Annotated in this window: 27 protein-coding genes; 3 read left to right on the top strand and 24 right to left on the bottom strand. The window is 54.1% G+C overall.

Going from position 1 to position 25,568, the window contains the following annotated elements; translation table 11 throughout:
- Positions 1 to 26 precede the first annotated feature (26 nt).
- From QZX60_RS04775 to QZX60_RS04745, 7 genes are all read right to left on the bottom strand, one after another.
- Positions 27 to 812 carry an N-acyl homoserine lactonase family protein gene (locus tag QZX60_RS04775; protein ID WP_295361915.1) on the bottom strand — a complete coding sequence of 262 codons (786 nt, stop codon included), beginning with the start codon at positions 810 to 812 and terminating at the stop codon, positions 27 to 29.
- 208 nt (positions 813 to 1,020) lie between these two features.
- Positions 1,021 to 1,233 carry a hypothetical protein gene (locus QZX60_RS04770; RefSeq protein ID WP_295361913.1) on the bottom strand — a complete coding sequence of 71 codons (213 nt, stop codon included), beginning with the start codon at positions 1,231 to 1,233 and terminating at the stop codon, positions 1,021 to 1,023.
- Between the two features lie 15 nt (positions 1,234 to 1,248).
- Positions 1,249 to 1,536: a hypothetical protein gene (locus QZX60_RS04765; RefSeq protein WP_295361911.1), complete on the bottom strand. Its 288-nt coding sequence runs from the start codon at positions 1,534 to 1,536 to the stop codon at positions 1,249 to 1,251.
- Positions 1,533 to 1,880 carry a TIGR04076 family protein gene (locus tag QZX60_RS04760; RefSeq protein ID WP_295361909.1) on the bottom strand — a complete coding sequence of 116 codons (348 nt, stop codon included), beginning with the start codon at positions 1,878 to 1,880 and terminating at the stop codon, positions 1,533 to 1,535. The genes QZX60_RS04765 and QZX60_RS04760 overlap by 4 nt, the downstream gene beginning before the upstream one ends.
- 219 nt (positions 1,881 to 2,099) lie before the next feature.
- Entirely contained in the window at positions 2,100 to 3,452 is a 1,353-nt protein-coding gene (locus QZX60_RS04755; protein WP_295361907.1) for an RNA-binding domain-containing protein, read from the bottom strand.
- Positions 3,453 to 3,601: 149 nt separating this feature from the next.
- Positions 3,602 to 4,135: a GNAT family N-acetyltransferase gene (locus QZX60_RS04750; RefSeq protein WP_295361906.1), complete on the bottom strand. Its 534-nt coding sequence runs from the start codon at positions 4,133 to 4,135 to the stop codon at positions 3,602 to 3,604.
- A gap of 88 nt (positions 4,136 to 4,223) precedes the next feature.
- Positions 4,224 to 4,589, bottom strand: coding sequence for an ACT domain-containing protein (locus tag QZX60_RS04745; protein ID WP_295361904.1), 366 nt, complete (start codon positions 4,587 to 4,589; stop codon positions 4,224 to 4,226).
- Between the two features lie 136 nt (positions 4,590 to 4,725).
- Between QZX60_RS04745 and QZX60_RS04740 the strand changes: the two genes are divergently transcribed.
- Positions 4,726 to 5,490: a formate/nitrite transporter family protein gene (locus QZX60_RS04740; protein ID WP_295361903.1), complete on the top strand. Its 765-nt coding sequence runs from the start codon at positions 4,726 to 4,728 to the stop codon at positions 5,488 to 5,490.
- 84 nt (positions 5,491 to 5,574) lie between these two features.
- Here QZX60_RS04740 and QZX60_RS04735 read toward each other — a convergent pair whose 3' ends face one another.
- The 12 genes from QZX60_RS04735 to rlmD all read right to left on the bottom strand — a co-directional run bounded on the left by QZX60_RS04735 (position 5,575) and on the right by rlmD (position 19,271).
- A complete protein-coding gene (locus QZX60_RS04735; protein ID WP_295361902.1) occupies positions 5,575 to 6,117 on the bottom strand; it encodes a TetR/AcrR family transcriptional regulator in 543 nt (180 codons plus the stop codon).
- 234 nt (positions 6,118 to 6,351) lie between these two features.
- Complete coding sequence (locus QZX60_RS04730; protein WP_295361900.1) at positions 6,352 to 7,533, bottom strand: hypothetical protein; 1,182 nt, start codon at positions 7,531 to 7,533, stop codon at positions 6,352 to 6,354.
- Positions 7,530 to 8,636: an iron-containing alcohol dehydrogenase family protein gene (locus tag QZX60_RS04725; protein WP_295361899.1), complete on the bottom strand. Its 1,107-nt coding sequence runs from the start codon at positions 8,634 to 8,636 to the stop codon at positions 7,530 to 7,532. The genes QZX60_RS04730 and QZX60_RS04725 overlap by 4 nt, the downstream gene beginning before the upstream one ends.
- 226 nt (positions 8,637 to 8,862) lie before the next feature.
- Positions 8,863 to 9,501: an MBL fold metallo-hydrolase gene (locus QZX60_RS04720; RefSeq protein WP_295361897.1), complete on the bottom strand. Its 639-nt coding sequence runs from the start codon at positions 9,499 to 9,501 to the stop codon at positions 8,863 to 8,865.
- 174 nt (positions 9,502 to 9,675) lie between these two features.
- Positions 9,676 to 12,249: an ABC transporter permease gene (locus QZX60_RS04715; protein ID WP_295361895.1), complete on the bottom strand. Its 2,574-nt coding sequence runs from the start codon at positions 12,247 to 12,249 to the stop codon at positions 9,676 to 9,678.
- 34 nt (positions 12,250 to 12,283) lie between these two features.
- Positions 12,284 to 12,988 carry an ABC transporter ATP-binding protein gene (locus QZX60_RS04710; protein ID WP_295361894.1) on the bottom strand — a complete coding sequence of 235 codons (705 nt, stop codon included), beginning with the start codon at positions 12,986 to 12,988 and terminating at the stop codon, positions 12,284 to 12,286.
- Between the two features lie 185 nt (positions 12,989 to 13,173).
- On the bottom strand, positions 13,174 to 14,217 hold the full coding sequence (locus QZX60_RS04705) for a low specificity L-threonine aldolase (RefSeq protein WP_295361893.1): 1,044 nt from the start codon (positions 14,215 to 14,217) through the stop codon (positions 13,174 to 13,176).
- 82 nt (positions 14,218 to 14,299) lie between these two features.
- Complete coding sequence (locus QZX60_RS04700; RefSeq protein ID WP_295361892.1) at positions 14,300 to 14,662, bottom strand: DUF4180 domain-containing protein; 363 nt, start codon at positions 14,660 to 14,662, stop codon at positions 14,300 to 14,302.
- 193 nt (positions 14,663 to 14,855) lie between these two features.
- Positions 14,856 to 15,185, bottom strand: a complete 330-nt coding sequence (locus QZX60_RS04695; RefSeq protein WP_295361891.1) for a DUF3784 domain-containing protein — start codon at positions 15,183 to 15,185, stop codon at positions 14,856 to 14,858.
- Positions 15,186 to 15,216: 31 nt separating this feature from the next.
- A complete protein-coding gene (locus tag QZX60_RS04690; RefSeq protein WP_295361889.1) occupies positions 15,217 to 16,284 on the bottom strand; it encodes a YhcG family protein in 1,068 nt (355 codons plus the stop codon).
- 171 nt (positions 16,285 to 16,455) lie between these two features.
- Positions 16,456 to 17,724 (bottom strand): ATP-binding protein, encoded by a 1,269-nt coding sequence (locus tag QZX60_RS04685; protein ID WP_295361888.1) that lies wholly within the window; start codon positions 17,722 to 17,724, stop codon positions 16,456 to 16,458.
- Between the two features lie 170 nt (positions 17,725 to 17,894).
- The gene (gene rlmD / locus QZX60_RS04680) at positions 17,895 to 19,271 is read right to left on the bottom strand and encodes a 23S rRNA (uracil(1939)-C(5))-methyltransferase RlmD (protein ID WP_295361886.1); all 1,377 of its coding nucleotides are present in this window, start codon (positions 19,269 to 19,271) and stop codon (positions 17,895 to 17,897) included.
- 141 nt (positions 19,272 to 19,412) lie between these two features.
- On the opposite strand from rlmD, the gene QZX60_RS04675 reads away from it, so the two are divergent.
- Positions 19,413 to 20,372, top strand: a complete 960-nt coding sequence (locus tag QZX60_RS04675) for a DUF3089 domain-containing protein (protein WP_295361884.1) — start codon at positions 19,413 to 19,415, stop codon at positions 20,370 to 20,372.
- 135 nt (positions 20,373 to 20,507) lie between these two features.
- Positions 20,508 to 20,915 carry a BMC domain-containing protein gene (locus QZX60_RS04670; RefSeq protein WP_295361882.1) on the top strand — a complete coding sequence of 136 codons (408 nt, stop codon included), beginning with the start codon at positions 20,508 to 20,510 and terminating at the stop codon, positions 20,913 to 20,915.
- 62 nt (positions 20,916 to 20,977) lie between these two features.
- Here QZX60_RS04670 and QZX60_RS04665 read toward each other — a convergent pair whose 3' ends face one another.
- The 5 genes from QZX60_RS04665 to QZX60_RS04645 all read right to left on the bottom strand — a co-directional run bounded on the left by QZX60_RS04665 (position 20,978) and on the right by QZX60_RS04645 (position 25,536).
- Positions 20,978 to 21,148: a DUF362 domain-containing protein gene (locus QZX60_RS04665; protein ID WP_154576366.1), complete on the bottom strand. Its 171-nt coding sequence runs from the start codon at positions 21,146 to 21,148 to the stop codon at positions 20,978 to 20,980.
- A gap of 97 nt (positions 21,149 to 21,245) precedes the next feature.
- Entirely contained in the window at positions 21,246 to 22,433 is a 1,188-nt protein-coding gene (gene ricT / locus QZX60_RS04660; RefSeq protein WP_295361880.1) for a regulatory iron-sulfur-containing complex subunit RicT, read from the bottom strand.
- On the bottom strand, positions 22,423 to 23,406 hold the full coding sequence (holB, locus tag QZX60_RS04655; protein ID WP_295361878.1) for a DNA polymerase III subunit delta': 984 nt from the start codon (positions 23,404 to 23,406) through the stop codon (positions 22,423 to 22,425). Before holB ends, ricT begins: the two co-directional genes overlap by 11 nt.
- Before the next feature lie 25 nt (positions 23,407 to 23,431).
- The gene (locus QZX60_RS04650; protein WP_295361877.1) at positions 23,432 to 24,826 is read right to left on the bottom strand and encodes an aminotransferase class I/II-fold pyridoxal phosphate-dependent enzyme; all 1,395 of its coding nucleotides are present in this window, start codon (positions 24,824 to 24,826) and stop codon (positions 23,432 to 23,434) included.
- Positions 24,823 to 25,536 carry a thymidylate kinase gene (locus tag QZX60_RS04645; protein ID WP_295361875.1) on the bottom strand — a complete coding sequence of 238 codons (714 nt, stop codon included), beginning with the start codon at positions 25,534 to 25,536 and terminating at the stop codon, positions 24,823 to 24,825. Before QZX60_RS04645 ends, QZX60_RS04650 begins: the two co-directional genes overlap by 4 nt.
- Positions 25,537 to 25,568: the final 32 nt, after the last annotated feature.

Here is a 25,568-nt window from a genome sequence, read left to right as displayed (position 1 = left end):
GCTCAAATCTGTTTTTTATATCCACATCAAAGTACAAAGGCGTCCTTGGTTTTCTCCCTATCGTGGGTCATCAGCACCGCCTCGCAGTGCGGGTCGAGGGCGAACTCCCGAAGACGCTTCAGGGATTTCGCCGTCTCTTTCCGATTCCATTCCACGCCGGGAAGAACCTGCCGCTCCCAGGAGGGCCTGCCGTACCCGGCATCCCCGGCAATCAGCAGATAGTGATCCTTCCCGCCGACCTTGACCGCCGTCATCCCTGCCGAGTGCCCGTGCATCGGCAGCAGCACCACGCTGCCGTCGCCGAAAAGATCGTGTGGGGCATCTTCAAAGGTCGTCACGTCCACATCCTGCCAAAGCCGCTTCAAATACCTGGGATTGCGCTTGTTCGCCGCCTGCCACCCCGCTTCGCTGCACATCACGCGGCGGGCGTCTTTCACTTCGCCGATGCCGCCGGCGTGGTCGATGTCCATATGGGTCAAAATGCAGTAGTCCAGATCCGACGTCCGGTAGCCCAATGCGGCCAGCTGATCGACGATGCCCTCGCCCTCGGGAAGAAAGCCGGGCGACGCGAAGTAATTAAAAAAGCCTTCGTAGGCCCGAGCGTCCTGCCGAATCGCGTCGTCCCAGCCGGTATCGACGAGGATCAAGCCCTTCGGGTGCTCGATCAAGTAGGCGCGCACCGTCACCCTCACCTTGTGCTTTTTCCCTCTGAACAGCCCGGTGAAGGCCAGCGGATTTTTGGACTGATCCGAAAAAGGCAGGGCCTCGTCCACCACGGTACTGCCGCACGGCAGCACATGCACTTTGATCATCCGCGTCCCTCCTATCTCTAAAGGCGTGCTGTCTACGCGCCTCATATCATTTACTTATCTAATCTATTATGCCATAAAAATTGAAAACTTGTTCTTCTGTTAAGCAAATCGAGATGGATTCTCTAACACTAAAAAAGGCGCCCCGCCGGTGGCAGCGGAGCGCCTTTATCGTATATTGCTTTATTATTTTAGAATATGGCTCTGAATTCTACTTTTCTATTTCGTAGGCAGCTTCAATTTCAGCCACGTACATCACAGAGTAGTCGTGATCCGGGAAAGTAGCTTCTGCAAAGGCAGGATCGATGAAGTTTTCCGGCTTCTGTGCCTGGCGGTAAAGGGTTTTGCAGACGAGCACATATTGGCCTTCTTCGTAGGTCGGTTCGCCGTCCACATGAGTCAGCGTCAGGCCCGACTTTTCCATTTTGTCCGGGGTGTCCTATCCGGAGTGAGAGCCCAGGTACATCATTTCCTGCTGATGTCCGTCAAAGAAGGTCAGGGTGAATCGTCCCGCCGCGTCCATGAATTGTTTCGTGTAGCGCTGTGGACGGATGTAGACGGTGACTGTCTTCTTTTCCCAGACGTTTCCAAAAGCGCCCCACGTTGCGGTCAGCGCATTGACCCTGCCGTCCTTTTCTGCGGTGACGAGATACCACTGATCTCTCATCCCGACGATCGGGTCGATCTTTGAGGCAATCTCAGAAATTTCCATTTTTCTTGTTTTCATGCTGTTTGTTCTCCTTCATGTGCTTTTGTTTGTTCAGGTTCTATCGCTTCCAGCCGGAAAATAACGGGACGGATGCCGTCGTTGCAGCAGTTGATCGTCGTCTTCGGCACCCGGATCCAGTCAGGGAAAAACTCGTCTGTCCCGTGAGCCATCGCAAAAACAAACCGTTCGAATGCCAGCCACGCGTCGTCGCACAAATTGTCCGGCTTCAGACCGCCGTGAGAAATATACACCTGCCCCGGTTGGTTGCACGGACACGGACCGAGCCCGTCAACGCCGTACTGATCGGCCAGCGCTTTGTTCAACGTCGTCTCTAAAACTGTAATCTTTACGTCTCGTACCATTTCTTTTCTCCTTCCTCTGATCTTTTTACCCATTATAAAAGGTTCCGCGGCGCCAAACCACGATATATCTTTAAATTTTTAGTGTTAAATCTTAATATTTTCAGGGGGCTATCATAAAAAGGCTCCCTGCCAATATCAGCAGGAAGCCTCTAAAAACTTTCTATTGATCTTTAAATATCGAATCTGCGGACATGCTGCCGCTTTATTCTCGGCTGCACTTTACGTAAAGGCCACATATTTCCTGTTTCTCCCATTACCTTCTGGCCTTAACTTCTGGTCATTGCAAAGATCTGTCAGAAGCCGATATGCCTTTGTACTGCCTATCGACAACAGGGTTTCCACCTGTTTTCTGGTGATCTGTCCGTTTTCTGTAACAAAATTTAAGATGGTCTGTTTTTCGTCCTGAGGTATATCTGGTGTTTTTGTCAATGCTGCATATCCGGTATGAGCTTCTTCTCCGCTAAGAACAAGCGATTTTTCAAAATTTCGGTCAGGAAGTGTGACCCGGAAGACACCTTTAGCTGTTTCAAATTTAGGTTTTATCGCGAAATCCTTATATTCCCGCTGAATTTTACTGATCCCCGTTCCATAGCTTTCTATCAAATGCATTCGGTAAAACACCGCTGCCAAATTCGGATTCCTCGATACGGAGACACCAAGAAATATAGAATCCAACTCAAGACCAGAAACCAATCCCCCGAGGGACACGTACTCCATGCGATCATCATAAATATTGATCAAGGTACTGCCGCTGTAAGCGTAATCCCTGTGAACGATACAATTCAAAAGTGCTTCGCGAACTGCCGCTTCCGGATAATCGCGGATATCCGTTCGTTCAAGTCCAGAGAAGGTCGCTTGCGTCTTATTATTGAGATCAATAAATTGATACACATCTTCGAGCTGTCTCAAGACAGAACCGGTGAATTCCTTCCTGTCCCGAAACACCGCTTTATCCGTCCCTTGAAATACAGCGACTTTAATTGTTGTTTGACACTGGTCCGACAGAAGGAGTGCAAGATTTGTGTACAGTCCGTCTTCTCCTATCATCTTAAGCGTGCGCATCTTATCTTTTCCAAACGCAATGTTCCTTCTCTTCATTTCTGATGCCAGTGTGTCAAACGTCAATGATTGATTCAGACTTCTCATTTCTTCAAAAGAATCGCCAGATGCAGTTCGGATCATTTCCCGGATGCCTTCATCCGTCATCGGCTGTGATGAACTTCCCTTACGAACATATACACCGCCTGCGCGAAGCCCTTTGTTTCTCAGATAATACGGCCTGTTTGTTCCTGTAGAAACATCAATCTCGACAACATGCTTTTCCTCCATCGTCTCGGTATGAATTGAAACAAAGGGCATCACGTCCGGCACCAATGCATCTTTCAGTGCGTTCGCACTCTGAAGCATCACTTCATCAGGATTGTCCACCCCAATGACCTCGCCGTCTTTACGGACACCAATCAATATCGTACCGCCGTCTGCATTGATGAAGGCCAGCACTTCTTTTTTGATATCGGGAACATATTCCTGTTTGAACTCGATATCTTGATCTTCGAAACGCATGAGCTTCATTCCTTTCTTTCTTTTTCTTTCTTCTTTCTCTTATTATAAAAGAGAAAGAAAGAAGAATCAAGACGATGTGTTTCGCCTCTGCTACATAAATTATTGATCGTTGTCTCCTTCAAATTGTGCCTTTAACTTTGATATCTCAACCCGATCCTTTACTGTTCCACCGTGTAGGCGAAATTGAGCTTATCAAAGGTCTTGCCGCCAATCGTCAGGGCGCCGCGCTCGACACCGGTGCACTGCATGCCGCATTTTTCCATCGCTTTTTTCGAGCCAATGTTGTCCGACGCGCACCACGCCGTTACAGTACCGATCTGCTGGCTGCCGGTTAGGTAGGCGAGCACGGCCTGCACTGCTTCCGTCGCGTAGCCCTTGCCCCAGTGCGCGCGGTCAATACTGAGCCCGATCTCTATGCAGCTTTGCTCGGCATCGTAATCGTAGGCGCCAACCGTCCCGATAAGCTGATCGTCTGCCTCGATGGCCCAGCCGAAAAAGTGAGCATCCGCGTAGCTGTCGATAAAACGCTGAACGGTTGCTCTCGCCATTTCCGGCGTCGCGTAGGGGTTCCACCCCGAATATTCGAACATCTTTTCGTCTGTGCCGAAATGCGCGTACAACGTATCCGCGTCTTCGATGGCATGCTGCCGCAGCACCAGTCTTTCCGTTTCAAGCCGTACCGTTCCGTTCATTTCAATTGTCTCCTTTATTTTAATTTTTAATTAGACTGCTCAGCGTATTTGACATTGAGCTTTTGTCCGGCGCCGCGTGAAAATGGCCTCAAAGGATTTCGTAACCGCTTTCGGCAAGCACGTCCATCGCCTTGTCAAAATTGTCTTGTTTGACCAAAATGTAATCCGTATTGAACGTGGAGACCGCAAAGATCCCGATGTGATGCGCCGCGAGAATCGTCGAGATTTTCGACAGAATGCCGATGAGCGAAAAGTCCAGCGTGCCCTCAATTCGAAACGCCCGCCAGCCGTCCTCCCGCGCCGTCGTATGTGCCGGCGTCTTGTCTGTTTGACAGACCAGAGAAATCTCATCCTCCGTTCTGCCGATGAAATAAAATCCGAGGTCGAGATCAATGTCCTTAACCGACGGGACCTTGCACACTGTAAGGTCTAGGTCGATGCGCTTCAACTGCATGTGCTTCTCCTTGTTGGTTTCTGAAAGTTATTATACTTTTATTGTATCATTTTCCCCTATTTCATGATACCCTATACATACGATAGATGTTGGATATCTACACGTCATCACATCCAGATTCAATGAGGGGGAAATCATGTACGGAGAAACTTATCAAGCAGTCTCAAAGGCCGCCAACGCAAAGGTCAGCTTTCTGAAGAAAAGCACGGGCGGGTATTTTGTCCACGCCATGCTCGCGGGCGCCTATATCGGATTCGGCAACCTCTTGATTAACGTCATCGGCGGGCTTTTGAACGGCGCGCCAGCGACGAAGGTCGTCATGGGGGTCTCATTCGGCATCGCGCTGAGCCTCGTGATCATCGCGGGCGCAGAGCTTTTTACAGGCAACACGCTGGTCATGACCGCCGGTCTGACCGAAAAACGCATTACCTTCGCAGATGCGCTCAAGCTGCTCGTCATCTGCTGGTTCGGCAACCTCGCGGGCTCTGCCCTGCTGGCGCTGCTGTTCCATTACTCGGGGTTGAACACAGAACCCATTGCGTTATTCTTGTCCACCGCCGCTGCCGCTAAGATGTCGGCGCCGTTCCTACAGCTCGTCATCCGTGGGATCCTCTGCAACATCCTGGTCTGCCTCGCCGTGTGGTGCGGCTTTAAGTGCAAGTCCGAAAGTGCCAAGCTGATCATGATCTTCTGGTGTCTCTTCGCTTTCGTCACCTGCGGGTTTGAGCACTCGATTGCCAACATGACCCAGCTGACCGTCTCGCTTCTCGATCCAGCCGGACAGGCAGTCTCCTTCGGCGGATGGCTCTACAACCTCACCGCCGTCACCATCGGCAACATCATCGGGGGCGTCTGCTTCGTCGCGCTGCCCTACTTTGCCGGCGCAAAGGCTGAAAAATAACGGTTAAACCTAAAGCGCTGTGAAGGGTTCTTCCCCTCACAGCGCTTTTTTGCTGTGTTGTCTGAAATTAACGCGATGCCGTCTTCATTGATACTGTTTTTCCACGATCCCGTACACAATGTCTCCAAGCTCCTTGGGTTTTTCCGGGCAGCCGGCATTGAGCCATTCCTTCAGCACGCCGATGACGCCGTAATAATTGTACTGGTAAGATATTTGAAACGTCCGCTCGTCCAATGTCCCTCTATCCTTAAGCAGGGCCTTCATCTGCTCGTACATCTTTGAGACGGTCGCCTTGATATACCGGCTCTCGAGCCTTGACAAAAAGAACTCTTTGTAAAAAGTCTGGTTCTCGTAAATCACTTCGAGCAGTTTATATCTGTCCTCTTCAATGTTCCCATCCGCGAATGCGCTTTCCGTCAGCTCTTCCTCCAGCTTTTCGTAGAGATTGTAGATGTCCGCGTAATTCCGATAAAAGGTCGCACGGTTGATCTCCGCCCCCTCGCAGAGCTCCTTCACCGTGATTTCCGAGAGGTGTTTCTTTTCCAGAAGCCGATAAAGGGATTCTCGGATCATCATGCGGGTGTAGGCGGTCCGTCTGTCAAGCTTTTTGCCATTTTTCTGCAGCATTTTGTCCTCCTGTGTCGCGTATTTTTCATATTCGAAATGATTGATGCTTGTATTCTGCTTGGTATTGGAGGACATCCTCCGCACATTACAGGTATGATCCGATTGGTGCGTTTCCTATTTTGGCAGATGCGGCTTCGTCTCTAATGTTGAGACGAGCCGCGCTGCTTTTTCTTTTTTTGGGCGACACTGCTTTTTTCGTTCCTCCAGTGACAAGATCCGCTATGACACCATCTTCTATTTCGTATCAAACCGCGTCACAATCATATGGATGATGTACGGAATCAAGATGACTGGGATCGCCAGATAGGCGATAAAGCTGTACGCCTTTGAGATCAGCGTAATCAGTCCGAACTGCGCGATCCCGAAATCGGCAACGCAGCACAGGAGCGAAATAATCATGGTCTTTACAATCGGTTTGCCCGCATCCGTTTTCGCTTTTTCCTCTGGCGTTTCGATCGCGGTGCCGATCCGCTTCACCATCGCGGCGACCATATTGACGGCAGTGGTCACAGCGCCGAGGATGATCAAAATTGAAATGATCGGCGTGAAAAAGGCCGTGCCGACCCCTTTTTGAACCATGAAAAGGGCAGGCACCGACTGTGAAGCCATCTTGGGATCGGTGTAGACGGTCAGGATGCCGAGCACGACGAGGAGCATCAGCACGGAGTTGATGATCCAGCCGAGGATCGCGCTTTTCTTCGCGTCTTCAGGCTTTGCGAAAGATTTGCCGTGCTGCACAAAGACGGCGACGTTGCACAGCTGAAATGTGCCGTAGAGAAATGCCGAATAGAGCGCGCGCCCGAATGAAGCGCTGCCGCCCGCCGCAGTCATGGCTTTGATGGACGCGCGGATGCCGTCGGCATTGACGATGATGTTCGGAATGCACACCGCAAGCAGCCCCGCGATGATCACGATCGAAAGCACGGTCGAAACCCTGCGCACAAGGTCTGTGCCGAAGATAGCGACGATAAAAATGAACACGCCGATAATCAGCGTGCACAGATAGTACGGAATCCCGGTCACCGCGTTGAGCGTCGCGCCGCCTGTCGCAAAGGCGACCGCGGGCGCGATGCACATGACGACGATGTACAAGAATTCAAACAGATTCGAAAAAATCGGCGCGAATCTGCCATAAAAGCTGTCGTTGTACGAACGGTAGTCGTAGACTTCGTGTTTTCTGGCGTAACGGAAGCAATAATAGAAAAAGAACGCGTTGTAGGCCATGGCCACCACTGGCATGATCAGGCTCCAGATGCCGTATCGAATGAAGTAGGTGTAGAGCTGCGCGCCGGAAGCGAAGCCGCCCCCGAAGTGCGTGCTGAACCACACAAAGGCGACGCCGAAAATGAGCGCTGCAGGAGTGGTCAATGGCTTTTGATCATTATTTCCCGGGAAATTTTCTGAGGATTTTTTCATTTTCTATAATCCCCTTTGAGTGTATCGAAAGCCTTCGTCACCATTTCACGCGTAATCGGATAGGGATTGTGATCGATGTCCTTCATCTTAATGGCGCAGTCGATCACGCGGTCCTCGTCAGCGTCCGTTAAGCCCAAATCGTCCAGCCATCTGGGCAGCCCGACATCCGCGGAGAACGCGGCCATCTCCTTGTACTGCTCTTTAAATGCGGGATTGACCTGGCTCTCAACGAGCAGCAGGATCAGCACGCCGAAGGAGACAATTTCGCCGTGCAGGTGATTTTGCTCGACCTCGGGGAATGAGGTCAGGCCGTAATTGATCGCGTGCGCAAGGCCGGTGTTGTAATCAATGATTTTGTCCTTTGTGACGAGTATCGAAACGAGCGCCGTCGTGACATTGATCGCGAGTACAATGTTTTCGAGTTCCTTTGAGGCTACACCTTTTTTATTGTCCTCCAGCGCCCTGCGCCCGTACTTCAGAATTGGATCGAGGCACATCCGGCTGATCGTGACCCCCAGGCCGACGTAGTGGCTGAGTTCCTCTCCACGGGAGGACATCGTCGCTTCGTAATACTTGGCGTAGGTGTCTCCCATGCCGGCCCACATGTATTTCCACGGCGCCGCCGCGATGATATCGAGATCGAGAAAGGTGTGCATCGGCGGACGCGTGATGAAAAAGGGCTCAAGGAAGCTGCCGTCCTCGTGGTACATGATGCTGACGCTCGTACATCCCGCGCAGTTTGACGTAATGGTCGGGAACGAAAAAACAGCCTTGTTGATTTTTTCGCCCAGTGCCTTTGTCGTGTCGGTCGCTTTGCCGCCGCCGACCGCAAAAAGCAGTTTCGCCTGGCGCACGGCCGGTTCTGCGGCCAGCTTTTCCATATTCTCGTAGGTGCACTCGCCGCCGTACCAGAGTGTTCCCGTAATCTGCATACCGCCCGCTTCCGCGGCCTTCCGGATCTTGGCTTCCGCTTTAGAAAGCGCGGTTTTCCCACCGATGATGACGGCTGACATGCCGTAGTCGCGGCAGACAATTGGAATTTTCTCGTAGACGCCGTGTCCGATCGTGTAGTTCGGCAGATAGATGCTGTAATATTCTGACATTTCATGCTCCTCCGTTTCCTGCAGGCTGCGTCAAGCGCGCTTGACATTTCCTTCACATTTTATTGTATACACATTATTTTACCACTTCTTGGCGGCCGCCGATACCATCTTTGCGAATAAGACCGCACCCGGCCATTAAGACTTGATCGCCTGCCGCACAACAAAAAGCGGCACCGATCCGAAGATCAATGCCGCGAAAGGGTCAGCACATACTGCCTTCAATCATTTATTTACATTTCACGCAGAATCCATGACCCACTGCCACAAACTCAGGGGTGATCTTAAGCAGAGCATCCTGTAATTTCTTACGCTGACCAGCCTCTGGAACTCTGGCTGCATCAATTGCTGTAATCTCGTCCTTCCATGCCGAGTCAATTGTCTTTCCTAAGGCATTTCCAAAGCGAAGGAAAAGATCTGCAGAATAGAAAATTCCGGATTTTTTATCAAAGCAAAGCACGCCATTCTGTCCGTGAACCTCGGCTGGATAGTCAACAAACTGTAAATCCAAAGCGCCGTCCGTCAACGTCTTTTGGGCTGAAACTGCCTTGATTTTTCCTGTGTATCCATAGCCAGGAAGTTCACGAGCAGCTAAATTTCCGCAAATAACTGTAAGGTCCGGATAGGCTTTCAGCAGTTCAAAAACGCCACCCGCTTCATCCGATTCCATGTGAGAAACAAAGACATATTTTAATGGCTTGTCTCCAAGGATTTCCCTGATGTCCGGCAGGATCGATTCTACCTGCTGAACAGTGCCAGCGGCGAAAAGAATTGCCGGGTCATTCGCCAGAAGATACTGATGAATCGTAAAATCCATCGGCGGGATATAAATGGAAAACTGGTAAAGATTTTTTATAATTTCGATCATGATATATAGCTCCTTTCAATTGCATTTCCTTTTTGATTACAACGAAATTATAGCAACGTTTGTTGCTGTAATCAATGCATCTGACCGCCGATGCAACAAAAGGAGGTAAATTGTCGCTATGCGTATTAAGGAAGACACTCTCCTTGCTCTACCATTCTCAAATTCCAATTTCCCTCACTCAACTGCCTTGAGGGATTCCGACATGTCGATGCGTCCGATGGCGCGCCCCATGAACAGGTTGACGACCGCCGCGAAAATCACCGTGCAGATCAGCGCCAGCAGGTAGCTGATCCCGTGGATGATAAAGGGGAACGTCATATTGTCTAACAAGACTCGGCTGAGCACAAAGCGGGTGAACAGCCATCCGCCGGGCAGGCCGATGAAGCCGGCCAAAATGGAAATGACCAGATTTTCCCACAGCACGTAAGCCCGCGTCTCCTTCGGGTAAAAGCCAAGGACCTCGACCGTCGCGATCTCCCGGCTTCTTTCCGCCAGATTGATATTGGTCAGATTGAAGATCACGATGAACGACAGCGCGCCCGAGAACAGCACCAAAAGCCAGATGATGTAATTCAGACAGGACACGGAGCTGCTGACGTCCGCCCGCGTGTCCGCCAGATTGGTCACGCCCGTAACGCCGTCCGTCCCGTTGATCCGCTCCAACAGCGCCTTGTTCGGCGTGCCCTTGGTCTTGACCAGACAAGCGTTCGCCAGCGCTGCAAAATCCTCGGTCTTTTGACTCGCGCCGAAAACCGCCCGGCAGGTCTTTTCGTTAATGAAAATCGTGTTGCCGATGTAATTTTCAAAAACATCTTCAACTTTCAGCTTGGCGGTCACCGGATCGCCGTTTTCCGCGGCCGATTCCTCGATTTTAAAGGTATCACCCTTTTTCAAGCCGAGTTTTTCCGCCAGTCTTTTGCTGATGACGGCGCCGTTTTGTTCTTTTGGCAGATGGACCCGGCCCGCGCTGCCGTCCGCCGGCGTCAAATGCCAGAAACCGCGGACATCCGTCCCGTCCGCAAAGCTCATCAGCGTCACCGACCCCATGCGTTCACCGGCCGAGACGTCCACAACCTGGCTCACGCAGGGCAGAACTCGGCGCACCTTGCTGTTTTGGGAGAGCGCCGCCGACACGGCCGCCGTATCGCCCGCATCGGTGGTCACTGCGAGCTGATAGGTCTGAATGTTCGCAAACTGCCTGTCTCCCACGTGGATCATCGAATCGCGCACGCCGAACCCGGTCAGCACCAGCGCCGTGCAGGAGCCAACGCCGATCAGCATCATGATCATCCGCGTCTTGTAGCGGAACATATTGCGCAGCGTCACCTTGCGCAGGAACGGAAGGCGCCGCCACAGCGGGCGGATTTTTTCGATCCAGATGCGTTTGCCGGGTTTCGCGGCCTTCGGCCGAATCAGCACAGCCGGCGCGCTGAGGAGCTCGCCTCTGCAGGAAATCCAAATGCTCAAAACCACCGCCGCCAGCGACGCCCCGAGGGTGAGCAGCGCCATCGGCAGGCTGAACACGTAGGGGATCGGCCCAAAATCGTAAAGCGTGCGGTAGGCCCACCAGAAAATTTTCGGCAGTCCCCAGGTCCCGCCGAAAAAGCCAACGGCCCAACCGAGCAGGGCCGCGCTGCCAGCGTAGAGCATGTATTTCATCGTGATCGAAAAATCCGAGCACCCCAGCGCCTTCAGGGTGCCGATCTGCGTCCGCTCCTCTTCGACCATACGCGTCATCGTGGTGACGCAGACGAGCAGCGCGATCAAAATGAAGAACACCGGAAACACGTTGGCGATGCCGTCGATGATGGACGTGTCGTTTTTAAAGCTGGCGTACCCGTTGTTTTCCGCGCGGGTTAACACAGTGGTCGACGGCGCGTCAATGCCTTGATTTGCAGCCACCGCCACAGCCGCGTCCCGCGTTATCTGCGCCTGCTTCATCATGTTTTGCAGCAGCCCTTCGTAATCGTCAGCAGCTGCCGAGGCCAGCGCCGCCTTGATTTTGTTCTTTTTCGCCTTCACCGTATTCACATACGCGTCGCTGTAAACCGCCTGGTTCTCCGTGCGCTTCAATGTCACGTCGACCTCGGTGTAACGCGGAGACGTAAAATCAGCTTTCGGCAGATAGACGAAGCCCGTCCGCTTGCCGCTGCCAAGCTCGGAAGAGCCGCGATCGTCATTGAGGTACAGCGGCGAGTTCACCGTGCCGACAACGGTATACGTTCTATTTTTAAGGCCCGATACGGCGTCGCCGCCGTCACCGTCTGAAAAGGTAATGGTGCGGCCGACGATGCTGCTTCCGGCAGCGCGGTCGTCGACCACGCATTCGTCGTCCGACCTCGGCATCCGCCCGGCCACCAGCGACGGCCGATTGACCTTTTTGGGTATCGACATCAGCAGAAACACGCCGCTCTGCGCGGCGCCCTTTCCGTCCTTGTACGCGCCTGTGGCGTCTGTAGATTTCACGCCCTCGAGGCGCTGCACGCCGACCCCCTTTGACTGCATCCGATCCCGCAGCTCGGCGATCGCGTCGTCCGTGAAGCCGAGGGAGGTGTACAGCCGGTAATCGTAAAAATTTTGAGCCTTCAGATATTGCTGACAGGCCATCCACATCTGGCCGCGGCACACCTTGAGCCCGGCAAAAAAGCCGACGCTGAGCATCACGATCAGAAAGAGCGCCAGCCAGCGTCCCTTCGAGGTGCGCACACTTCTCGCCGCTAATCGGACCGCCGTATTCTTCATGCCCATTTCCCTCCAAAATTGTTCAAACCGCTGTCCGTGCCTACCACGTGATAGCGTCCACCGGCTGCCTGTCTGGATTCAGCGCGTTGGACTCGATTTGGCCGCTGCGTATTTTGAGAATCCGGTCTGCCATCGGCGCAATCGCCTGGTTGTGGGTGATCATCAGCACCGTCGTGCCCCGCGCTCTCCCCAGCTCGTAAAGGATCTTGAGCACCGCCTTGCCCGTCGCGTAATCCAGCGCGCCGGTGGGCTCGTCGCAGAGCAGCATCCGCGGGTTCTTCGCCAGCGCTCGGGCGATCGCCACGCGCTGCTGTTCGCCGCCGGAAAGCTGCGCCGGGAAATGATGCTGCCGGCGGGACAAGCCGACCATGTCCAGCGCCTCCGCCGCGGGAATGGGATGCTCGCAGAGCATCGCGGCGATCTCCACATTTTCCAGCGCCGTGAGATTCGGGATCAGATTGTAAAACTGAAACACGAAGCCCACGTCCTTCCTGCGGTAGGTGACGAGCTGTTTCTTCGAAAAAGCCGAAACCTCCCGCCCATCGAACCAAATGTCGCCGGAGGTCACCCGATCCATCCCGCCGAGCATATTCAAAAGCGTCGTCTTCCCGGCACCGGAAGAGCCGAGCAGGACGCAGAATTCGCCTTCATCCACGTAGAAGCGGATGCCGTCCAGCGCCCGGACCTCCGCTTCACCTGTGCCGTAGATCTTCGTCACGTCTTTGAATTCAATAAAATGCGCCACCGTATTATCCTCCAGTCGTCTGCAAACGTGTCACACCGCTTGTTGATTATATTAAGTATATCATATTATCCTTTACATTTCTCTTCTAAGTACGATGTGGCAGTCAAGATGAATAGAAATAAAAAACGAGCAGGTGCGCCGCTGACGGGCGCATCTGCTCGGCTCCACTACGAATCGCTTTAATTTTACAAAATTGAAATCAAACGCTCGACCTCTTCCTGCGTACTGGCCCAGCTTGTGGACAGCCGGATGACCGTGTGGGCCTCGTCGTATTTTTCCCAGAAGGAATAGACGACTGCCTCTCCCAGTGCCGGCAGCTTGTCGTCCGGCACGATTAAATACACCTGGTTGGTCGGGGATTCAAACAGCAGCCGGTATCCTTTTTGGATCAGCGCCTTCTGGATCTGCCCCGCGTAGTCTACGGCCGATTTGCCGATCGTGAAGTACAGGCCATCCCGAAAGAGCTCGTCAAACTGGATCCCTGTCAGCCTGCCTTTGGCCAGAAGGGCACCGTGCTGCTTGATGATCGTAAACAGGTGGGGGATGGTGTCCGGTTCCGGCACCACCACCGCCTCGCCGATCAACGCTCCGCATTTTGTGCCGCCGATGTAAAACGCGTCGCAGCGTCTGGCGAGGTCGGGGAGGGTCACGTCATTGGCCGGGCTCGCCAGCGCGTAAGCCAAACGCGCGCCGTCCACGTAAAGCTTCACCTGATGGCTGTGGCATAAATCGCTGATGGCTTCAAGCTCCTGCAATGTGTACAGCGTCCCGTATTCCGTCGGCTGCGACAGGTACACCATCCCGGGCATGACCATGTGGTCCCGGTTGCTGTCCTGTTCGAAATCCGTCAGGTAACGTTCGAGATCAGAGACCGCAATTTTTCCATTGTGCTGGGGAAGGGCGAGGACTTTGTGGCCTCCAGCCTCGATCGCGCCGGCTTCGTGCACATTGACGTGGCCGCTGCTCGCTGAGATGACACCCTGATAGCTTTGCAGCATGGCGTCAATCATCACCGCGTTGGCCTGTGTACCGCCGATTAAAAACTGCACTTCCGCCTTCGGACAGCTGCACGCCTCGCGGATCCGCGCTCTGGCACTTTCCGAACAAGGGTCATAACCGTACCCATCCATTTTCTGGAGATTGGTTTCGGATAAACGCTTCAAGATTCTTTCATGCGCCCCTTCCAGATAGTCACACGAGAAATTCAGTTTTTCGTTTGTATCAGTCATGCTGCACCCCTTCTTGTTTTTAATAATATTGTATATGAGGTTGATCCATCAGGCAAACGGCACCGCCCTTCTCAAGCTGGCCTTATCGGCACAGCCAATCTACCGCTTCATCCTCCGCTGCCACAAAGCAGAAATCGTGTCCGTTGTTGCTTTCGTAGATGAAATCGTGCAGCGCCTTGCTGGTATACCCTGAGAAATCCCCGTAAATGGCAAAACGGATGCCGTAATTCATAAACTTTTGCAGAATTTCTCCAGCCATGCCGGTGCTGAGCACGAAGAAATCATTCACGATGGCCTCTTTATTCAGCGCGATGTTCGTGCAGTCCGTCTCGTATTTGATCGTCATCATCAAGTCCAGCGCCGATTGCGTATCTTTGATCAGCACCACGTCACTCCAAACCACAGCAGTCGATACGCCGTTCTTTTCTATTACTTTTGTTTCCATATAAGCCTCCGCTTTATTCGTACAAATCCCCAATTAGATGTTCAGCCATAAAATCGAACTCCCTTATATTTAACCTATATAATATAATAAACTAATTTGTAAATACAGTTATATTATATCTAAAGCAGAGCAGGTGCGCCGCTTAACGGGAGCACCTGCTCTTTCTCTAATTTGTAAACTGGAATTTCCTGATCTATCCTTCTCTCTTATGTCTTTCTATCAGAAGCAAAACAAACATCACAGCCCAAATTACCCATGCAATCAGCATTCCCTTGCCGGGAAAGCCAATATCAATGACAGCTCCAGCCAAAAAAGGAATTGCCCACAGCATCATTCTTTTGCCATAATCTTTACACATTTCCTTTTCATCATATTTCTTACGCTCTTCAATGGATTTCATATTATAGCCCGTGAGCAGATTTGCTGCTTTTCCGTCAGATTTATAAAAATATAATCCAATCAAAAAGAAAATAACGGCCATTGCCAAATCAAATAGAATGCAAAATTCATTCATAACCACCATACGTCAAATCCTCGTCAAATTCCGATTTGCCTTATTCTTTCCGTTCAGAATGTTCATCTTGCTGCAGTTCAAATAGTTCCTTCTGCATCTGAATCTCAGCCTTCAGTTCTTCTTCACTCGGAAGGTAAAGTTTATATTTTGTTGCAAACAGCTGCTCACTGCCATGCAACACAGAATATTTTGCAATATCTTCGTCTGTATCCGCACAGAGCACAATTCCGAGCGTTGGATTATCATCCGGCTGTTTTTTCAGTTCATCATACATACGAACATACATATCCATCTGTCCGACATCCTGATGCGTAATCTTCTGTGTTTTCAGGTCGATCAAGACAAAACATTTCAGAATATAATTATAGAAAACAAGATCGATATAGTAATCTTCCTTTTCCGTCTGGATATGCTGCTGTCTTGCTACAAAAGCATATCCTTTTCCAAGTTCCATCAGGAATTTCTGCAAGTTGTCTATGATACACTGCTCAAGATCAGACTCCAGATATGAAGTATCCTCCTGCATTCCCAAGAACTCGGCAATCACCGGATTCTTTATGAATTCCAGCTTATTCTGGCATTGGCTGGTCAGTTCTTTCATCTCCTTCTCTACCTGATCAGGCACCTGTGTTTTCAACATGCGATAGTAATACTGAGATGATACATTACGCTGCAGCGTTCTCACTGACCAATTTTGTTCGACCGCTTCTTTTTCATACCATTCGCGGGCATCTGAATCATCTACCTGAAGGAGAATACGGTAATGGCTCCAGGAGAGAATACGAGATTGTTGCCACACTGTGGCAACAATCTCTGGATACATCTCGAAGAAACGGATATATCTATAGATTGATCCACGATCAAAACCTTTTCCATATAGTTTTGTCAGCTCCTTTGACAAGTCCGCGACAATCTGTTTTCCATATCGCTCCTGCCCATCACCAGTCATAAACTCTTCAGAAATTCTCTTTCCAAGCAGCCAGTTACGTTCTACCAAAAGAACGTTGACAGCCTGATATGCTCTCTTTTGAGCTGCATCAATAATTTGTCTGGAATCTTTCAGCAGATCATCGGTTTTGGTATATGATAAGAGATCTAATTTTTCCATCTAACCACTCCATGTCTTTAGCGCTGCTTCATATCTGTTTTCAATCTGTTTCACAGCACCAGAATATTTTGTTCAATTCGCTCTCGTTAGTAAAGCCACCGTCTCGACGTGCGGCGTCTGGGGAAACATATCGACGCACTGCACGGTCTCGACGGTGTACCCGGCGCGTCTTTATCGTTCAAGCAAAAAACGGTACAATGGCATCACTTCAATCTTCACGCCATGGTGTTGAATCATTTTTTCTTCGCCAAGTGTAACGATACATAAGCGCTTCGCTTCAGGAAAAGCATCTGCGAGTTTCAGAAGATTGTTGACCTCCCTGTCGTATGCTGCAGTTTCCAAAATGCTGTATGCCACTTGAATAGCGGTGGCCTCTTCCGGCACATAAAAATCAATATCAATACTTGTCTTCTCAGATTTCAGATAATAAAATGCTTCTCTGCATGACCGTTTTAAGGCTACCGCCACAATATTTTCCAGGAGCGCTGTATCTTTATTAATCAGAAAAAGATTCAACAGCCCATTGTCCTCAAAATAATACTTGGGTGTGCTTTCTCTCTCAGTAAACTTTGCAAAATAATTTCCCAATGAAAAAAGTAAATACGCCTGCTTTGCATATTCGATGTAGGAAATAATAGAATCCTTGCTGATCTTGACACCTATTCCATTGACCACGCGATAAAGCTTCGAATAAGATATTTCGCTGCAGACCGTTTCAGCAATTTTTTTCATAAGAATGCGAAGACCGGTAACTTTCCGAATGTCGTTCCTAAGCGCAATATCGCCGAGCAATACCTTCTGATAAACATTTTCGACATACACTCTCTTGTCAATAAAATCAAGAGATTCGGGAAAACCGCCGTCATGCATCAATTCCTCGGAGGCCTTCTTCAATCTTCCAATTCCTTTTGACGTATACAATGCCTCATCGTTGTACGGGATCCGTCTCGCTGTCAGGTATTCTTTAAAGTTATAGGGCATAATCACCTTTGATAAATAGCGTCCGCCCAAGCGCGCTTCCATCTCAGAGCTCAACATTTTCGAATTGCTGCCCGTGATATAAACGTGTTCCTTTGCATCCGCCATCCTTCTAGCAAAACGCTCCCAGCCATCGACATTCTGCACCTCGTCCAAGAAAAAATAAGGTGTCTTATCGCTTAACTCACTGGACACTTCGACCAGGTCAGAAAAATCCGCCAGCCCAAATTCGACCAAACGCTCATCCTCAAAGTTGACATAGACGATCTGATTCCAATCTGCACCATCCGCAATAAGCTTTTGCACAATGGAAAAAAGCAGTGTAGACTTGCCCGAACGGCGCAATCCAGTGAGAATATAATTGGCATTCGGTTCGAACGTGTACGCGCGCTCGTTGATCACAGCGCTGCGTATAATCGCATGCTGCTCATATATCACCTGTTTTATAACCTCGTGATTCACTTTATCCCTCCGTCGATTATATTATACGAATATTCTCTATTTTTGTCGATTATAATCGACAAGACTCCGGAATTTAGCCAGTATCCTTACCATTCAGTAAAATTCATGCATCATCTATCCTTTAATATTGACAAAAAGCGATTCCTGAGCATCAGAAATGGCCTAAAGCTTTAAACCCGCGACATCAATACCACCGTCTCAACGTGCGGTGTCTGCGGGAACATATCGACGCACTGCACAGTCTCAACGGTGTACCCGGCGCGGACGAAAAAGGGCAGATCCCGGGCGAGGGAGCTGGCCTTGCAGGAGACGTAGACGAAGACCGGCGGTGCAAAGGAGAGCACATCCCCCATGGCCTTCGGCTGAATGCCTTCCCGGGGCGGATCGAGGACGATGACGTCCGGCTTTTCCTCGAGCTTGCCCACCTCGGTCTTGACGTCCCCGGCGATAAACTGGCAGTTGGTCAGGCCGTTGGCCGCGGCGTTGGCCTTGGCTGCCTCGACCGCTTCAGGAATCAGCTCGATGCCGACAACTTGTTCGGCGAGAGGCGAGAGAATCTGGCCGATGGTCCCGACGCCACAGTACAGGTCGAATAGCACGGGCTTTTGCGCTGTACCGGCCGTTCCCTTCCGGACGGCGTCGCGCACCGCGGTGTAGAGCACCTCGGCGCCCCGGGTGTTGGTCTGGAGAAAGGAGAAGGGTGTGATCTCGAAATCGACGTCGAGAATCCGGTCGTGGATGATGCCGCCGCCGTAAAGCAGGCGCATCGATTCCGCCTTGGCCACGTCGGCGACGCTGTCGTCAAGGCTGTGGATCACCGTCACGATCTGGCCTTCCAGCTGTAAACCCAAAAGGGTCTGCAGATAACCGGCCTCGTCGATGTCACCCTGGGTCGAGGTGATCAGGTTGACCATGATCTCGCCGGTGGCCGTCCCCCGGCGCACGACGAGATAGCGCAGAATCCCCTCGTGGCTGCGCTTGTGATAATAGGACGTGTCCGCAAAGAAATCCCGGGTTGCCGCGACGATGCCCCCGAAATCCGGGTGGGCCAGCGCGCAGGCGTCGGCATTTAAAATATTGTAAAAATGCCCCTTCTGGTGAAAGCCCAGGGTCAGCGGACCGCCAGGCTCGCTGTCGCCGAAGGAGAATTCCATTTTGTTCCGATACCCGAAAACGTCGGGGCTTTCGACGGGCGGCAGGTGTTCAAAGCCGTCGATCCCGGCCTGGGCGAGCAGATTCATCACCCAGCCGTCCTTGACGGCGAGCTGAGCCTCCGCCGGCATCGTCTGGTAGCTGCACCCGCCGCATCGGCCGAACACCGGGCATCTCGGCGCGAGGCTGTCCGGCGCCTCCGAGACCACCTCCAGCGTCTGGCCCTCCGCCTTGCCGTGGCGCTTCTTTTTGATCCTGACCTTCAGCACCTGGCCGGTCACCGCACCCTTGACCGCGCACGGGATCATATCGTCGCCGTTGGGAATGTCCCCGACGCCTTTTCCCGGATACACCATCCGATCGATTTTCAATTCGACGATGTCGCCTTTTTTCATCGCATATCTCCTTTAATTTCGCATCATTTTACCTGTCATTATATCAGGAATGCCACGTCAATTAACATCCAAATCGGCGGAATTGTGATAAAATGTAAATATAACTTTTGTTTATCCACATTTTATTGACGCGAGGTCACTATGCACGCTTATACACCCGACTACAGCCAGGACGACGCCTGGCTTTTAAAACCGAATCAGCCCGTATCCGCCGTCGACGTATTTTACATCATCCCGACGGAATTTCACCACGGCGGCGAGCCGCCGGTCTGCGAAATGGATCATCCCCAGGTCCGCGCCTGCGCCATGCGCCATCTCCAGCACAAGGCCTCGGCCTTTTTCCCGGTGGGCAACGTCTACGCGCCGATGTACCGCCAGGCCAACGTCGACTGTCTAGTGGGCGCCGCGAAGAGCCCGCAGCTGCGTCAGACGATGGTCAACGGTCCCATCGCCTCGATTGTCGCCGCCTTTGACTACTACATGACCCACCTCAACGGCGGCCGCCCGTTCATCCTCGCCGGCCATTCTCAGGGGGCGCTGATGGCGAAAATACTCCTCGGCTCGGTATTCGTCCGCCATCCCGAATACCACGACCAGCTGATCGCCGCCTACCTGATCGGCTTCAGCATCAGTAACGACGAGCTCGCCCGGGATCCCCACCTCAAATTGGCGGAGGGCCCCGACGACACCGACGTGATCCTCTCTTACAACACCGAGGCGCCGGGCGTCACGGCCCGGAACATCACGCTGATCCCCGGCAGCCCCTGCATCAACCCGATCACCTGGCGCCGGGACAGCGCGCCCGCTTCGGCCGAACAGAGCCGCGGCGGCCATTTCGCCCTTTGGGATAAAGACGGGCGACTCTGCGGCGTTGAAGACCGCCCGCACTACGCCGACGCGGCTGTCGATCCCGAGCGCGGGGTCATCGTCTGCCGCACGGCCGACCCTGACGAATTCCGCGTTGTCGGCGACGAGGCCGGCTATTTTCCGGAGGGCGTGCTGCACACCGGCGATATCCCGCTGTACTACTACGACCTGCGGGCCAACGCGCTGAATCGGGCCGCGGCGTGGATGGGCGCTCACCGCTTGTCGGCCCAGTGACGCGGCGATTGACCGCCTAAGCGCTGTAAAATTGCGTTGATGGGCAAATTATTGCCTTTATTCCGCAATGAAATCGTGTTATATTCTTAATAGATTATTCCGCGCGAAAATCCATCTATGAAACGAGGCAGATTCATGGCTGATATTAATCAAATTACACAAAACCACGACAGCGACGCGTTGAAAACCAACGACGGGAAGCTGAGAATCATTCAGGAAACCGTCCCTGGCAAACAGGTCACGCTGGCACACATCATCGCCGGTCCGGAAGCGATCGTTTACCAGAAGCTGGGGCTCAACCCGGCCGTCGACTACTCTCAGGCCGCCATCGGCATTTTGAGTATGACGCCCTACGAAATCGCGATCATCGCGGGGGACCTCGCCTGCAAGACCGCCCACGTCGACATCGGCTTCATCGACCGTTTCAGCGGCACGCTGATTTTCACCGGCCGCATTTCCGACGTCACTTCTGCGGTCAAAGCGATCCTCAATTACCTGAAGACAAAGCTTGGCTTCACGATCTGCGACATCACGAAGACCTGATTTCAGACAATAAAAAAACTTCCCGCATTTGGGAAGTTTTTTTGTGCTTAAAAATCTTTCGATTATTCAGCTGGAGCAATGGCGCCCATCGGGCACTGATCTGCGCAAGAACCGCAATCGATGCAGGTATCTTCGTCGATCACATACGGTGTGCCTTCAGAAATTGCTTCAACCGGGCACTGATCTGCGCATGCGCCGCAGCCAATGCAGTCATCAGAAATATGATATGCCATGATACGTCTCCTTTCAGCTCTTTCTTTGATACAATTTTATTATACTCTTTGGGCGTTTTAAATCAAGTTCTTTTCGATTTTTTTATCATACAAAAAATCAGTTTTCACTTTGGCCGCCGCCCTCGCGTTTCGGCGCGCTCTGGGATTCGCGGCTCTTGTCGCCGCCCTTGGCCCTGCTGCCCTGGCGGTTGTTGTGCTTGCGGCCGGCGCGGTGGCGGCGCTTCCGATGGCGGGGCTCCTTGCTGCCGTCGCCCTTGGATGCGGTCTTGTCTTCGCCGCCGCGGCTCTGGGCCTTCCCGTTTTTGGACGTTTTGCTCTTGGTGTGCTTTCTGTGGGATTTACCGCGGGACGACGCGTTCCCTTCGCCCTTCGCCTCGCCTGAGGCTTCGCCGTTTTCGCCCTTCTGGTGTTCCTTGCGGCGTTCTTCCTTTTCCTGCTGCTGGCGGCGGTTGTTGGCCAGCACGTGCTTATCGCCGGATTTCACCACCTCGTCGATGCCAAAGGACTTGATTTCCGTTTCATCGTCGTCGGTCTGCATTTTGACGATGACCTTTTCCTCGAGGACGTTGAGCCGGTAGACCTGGCCCTCTCCTTCCGGCGTCGTCACCCAATTGCCCACTCTCGGCATTTTGCGGGTCACCTCGTGGTAGAACGGATCTTCGTAGGTCAGGCAGCAGAGCAGCCGCCCGCAGACGCCGGAGATTTTCGTCGAATTTAACGACAAGCCCTGTTCCTTGGCCATCTTGATCGAGACCGGGCGGAACTCGCTCATCCAGCTCGAGCAGCAGGTGGTCCGGCCGCAGATGCCCAGGGTGTGGAACATCTTGGTTTCGTCCCGGACCCCGATCTGCCGCAGCTCGATGCGCAGGTGGAAGGTCGAGGCCAGATCCCGGACGAGCTGTCTGAAATCCAGACGGCCGTCCGCCGTGAAGTAGAAAATCGCCTTCCGGTGGTCAAAGGTGAATTCCACGTCAACCAGATGCATGTCCAGATGGTGGGCGTGGGCCCGTTCCTCAAAGACCTGGCACGCCTGTTTTTCCTTATCCAGCAGCTGGGCGTGGGTCCGCTCGTCCTTTTCGGTCGCCAGGCGCTTCACCGGCTTGAGGGCACGCTTGAAGGTCGCCTCGTCGATGTCCCGGGGGCCGATGACCACTTCGCCGTACTCGATGCCCTGGGCGGTCTCGACGACGACGTGATCGTGGAGGGCAATGTCCAGCTCGCCGACCTTAAAGTAATAAATCTTTGCAGCGGGGCGGAACCGCACCCCGACTATCTTAATTTTCATTGGCATTCTCCTGTATTTCAGCAATCCGAAGCAGCGCCGCCTCCCATTGGAGGCGCGGGTTCGCGTTGGTGTCCAGCCGCCTGCGCAGCTCCGCGGCGGCCCCGGCCATCGCGGTCAGCGCGGCGGCGTCCGACTGGGCCGCGATCTGTGACGCGGCGCCGCCCGAGGGCTGGCCGGCCTTCTGCGCGGCCGCGTCCACAAGGGTTCGGGTGAGCCAATCGGCGGCTTCGAGACTTTTGTGTTTATCCTTGCCAGCTTTTTCGGCAAAGTCGAAAATCGGCATGGGGTTGTGTCTCAGTATATCATAAATCACCGGGAGCAATGCGGTTTTTATCGACTCGCCCTCGTCAGACAGCGTCACGGCCAAGGCCTGTCCCGGCAGGCCGCCCGCGGCGGGCAGCACGTCCTCCTGCTGCTCCGGCGTCAGGTCGATGTCGTGGGCCGCCAGCACCTCGAGGATTTCCCGGTCGGTCAGCGGCTCCAGCGGCAGCTGCTGACAGCGGGAGCGGATCGTCGGCAGGAGCTTTCGCGGGTTGTCCGCGGTCAAAATAAAGACGTTGCCCGGCTCCGGCTCCTCTAAGGATTTGAGCAGGGCGTTCTGCGCGTCCGGCGTCATCCGCTCCGCATCCTCGATCAGGCAGACCCGGCCGCCCCCCTCGAGGGGGCGGTTGCCCATCGCCGAAATCAGCGTGCGGACCTGATCGATCTTGATGGCGCCGTTCTCCGGCGGGGTGATGACCAGGTAATCGGGATGGGTGCCCGATTCGAAATGCCGGCAGGACGGGCAGAAACCGCAGGGCCGGTTGTCCGGCGCCGCGGTGCAGAGCACGGCCTTGGCGAAGCCCCGGGCAAGGCTGCCCTTGCCGATGCCCGCGGGCCCGGTGAACAAATAGGCGTGGCTGACCTGTTCGGTGGCCACGGCCCGGCTCAACAGCTGCCGCGCCCGGCTTTGTCCGACAATTCCTTCAAACATCCTGCTCTCCTTTACTGGTTGTGATTTAACGGGGTTGCGTTAACACCTGAATCTGATCGTTCTCGACGCCGAGCACCGGCACGCCCTGGCGGACCAGCGTCTCGAGGGCCGACACCATGTCCGGGCTCAGCGCGTCCCCAGGCAGCACCGCCGGCACGCCCGGCGGGTAGGGAATCAGCATCTGGCCGGCGATCTGCCCAGCCGCCTGCGTCATCGGGCAGGGCTTTTTCGGCAGATCCGACGCGCGCCAGAAGGGCACGCGCTGGTTAAACCGCCCGGCAGACAGAGCGGCAAGCTGAACCGGCGGTTTGGCACGCACCGGCGCCGGCCCGTCGACCCGGGCCATCGCCTCAACCAAATTGCCCAGGTCCTCGGCGGTGGTGCCGATGCCGGTCATCGCCAGCAGCATCTCCGGCGTTTCGATCTCGAAATACAGGCCGTAGCGCTGCCGCAGGGTTTCGGCGATTTCGAGGCCCGACCCGTCCCGAACGGCGAAGACCCACTTGCTCTTGTCGTAGACTTCGGCCGGGCCGTCGTAGAGCAAAAGGTTGCGCCCCGGGTCGGCAAAGCGCGCGGCCGCCCAGTCGTGGGCCTCGGCGACGGCGTCGAACACCGCGCCGCTTTTTTCCGCGCCCTCGGCCACCGCGGCCTCGATGCCGGCCATCAGCAAATAGCTCGGGCTCGAGGACTCGATCTGGCTCAGCCAGTCGGAAATGCGCCGGCTGTCAATCCGGCCGCTGCCGATCAGCAGCACCGAGCCCATCGTCGGCGCGCCGAGAATCTTATGGGTGCTCGAGACGACGACGTCGGCGCCGCAGTCGATGGCGGAACGGGGCCCGCCGTTCCAAAAGGCCAGATGGGCGCCATGGGCCTCGTCGACAATCAGCCATTTGCCCCGGCGGTGCAGGGCCTCGGCGATGGCCGCCGTATCGCTGACCGTGCCGTAATAGGTCGGGCTCGTCAAAATCATCCCGCAGATTTCCGGGTCCCTGGCGAGGGCGGTTTCGACCGCTGCGGCGCTGACCGATTTCGGAAACCACGGCAGGCGCTCGAAATCCGGATCGATGAAATGGCCGGAAAGCCGGCCGATGTGCATCGCCGCAAACACCGAGCGGTGGGCGTTGGTCGGAATCAGCACCTTCCCCTCAGGGCCCGCGCCGGCCAGCAGCGCAGCGAGAATGCCCGCCGTCGTGCCGCCGACGAGTAGCCGGCTGTCTCTGGCGCGGTAAAGGGACGCGATCACCCGCTGGCTCTCGGCGATGACGCCCTGGGGATCGTGGAGGTTGTCGGCGCCGGGAATCTCGGTGATGTCCGCGGCGAAAACCTTCTGCCCCCGGCCCTTGTGACCGGGCATGTGGAAGCGCAGCCGGTCCCGGCCGGCGTTGTCCCGGAGCATGTCTCCAATCGGCGTGCGGCTCATGCGTCCGCCTCCGATTTCGATTTCAAGGCGTCGAGCACCGCCGCTGTGATTTCGTCCCCGATGTCGTCAACCGCGCGCAGCTGTCCGTCCCCATCCAGGCAGTTCACGATCCGCCAATGGCGGGCCTTGGCGAGGGCCCGGGCGCAGGCCGCCGAACGCTTCAGATAATCGGTATCCCGCTCGTGAATGTCCTTTTCGGCTTCTCCGGTGATCTTGTTGGCCCGGTCCGCCATCAGCTGCTCGCTGACGGCCTCCGGCATATCGAGAAAGAACACAAGGTCGGGCCGCGGCAGGCCGAGGAGCCGGTATTCGTAATCCTCGAGCCAATGGACGAAGGCGTCCCGTTCGGCCGCGTCCGCGATCTTCCCGGCCTGATGCACGAGGTTCGACGTGGTGTAGCGGTCGGCGATGACGACGCCGCCCTTGGCGAGGAAGGGGCCGGTTTCCTCCTGATAAGAGGCGTAGCGGTCCGCCGCAAAAAACGTCGACGCGACGTAGGGGCTGACGGCGTCGGGATCCTCTCCGAAATCCCCGGCCAAATAATGCCGGGCCATCGCCGACGAGTCCTTGTCGTACCTCGGGTAGGACACCCGAAGCACCGGCACCTGCCGCGCGGTGAGGGTCCGGGCCAGCCGCTCGGACTGGGTCTGTTTGCCTGTGCCGTCGATGCCCTCTATCACGATCAGCCTGCCGTTTCGTTCTGTTTTCATGGTGCCGCCCTTCCTCCTGCAATTTTCTCTAT

The sequence above is a fragment of the uncultured Pseudoramibacter sp. genome, assembly GCF_903789625.1.
Taxonomy (GTDB): Bacteria; Bacillota; Clostridia; order Eubacteriales; family Eubacteriaceae; genus Pseudoramibacter; species Pseudoramibacter fermentans.
Note: the sequence above shows the minus strand (reverse complement) of the source record. Positions and strands in the feature narration are given on the sequence as shown.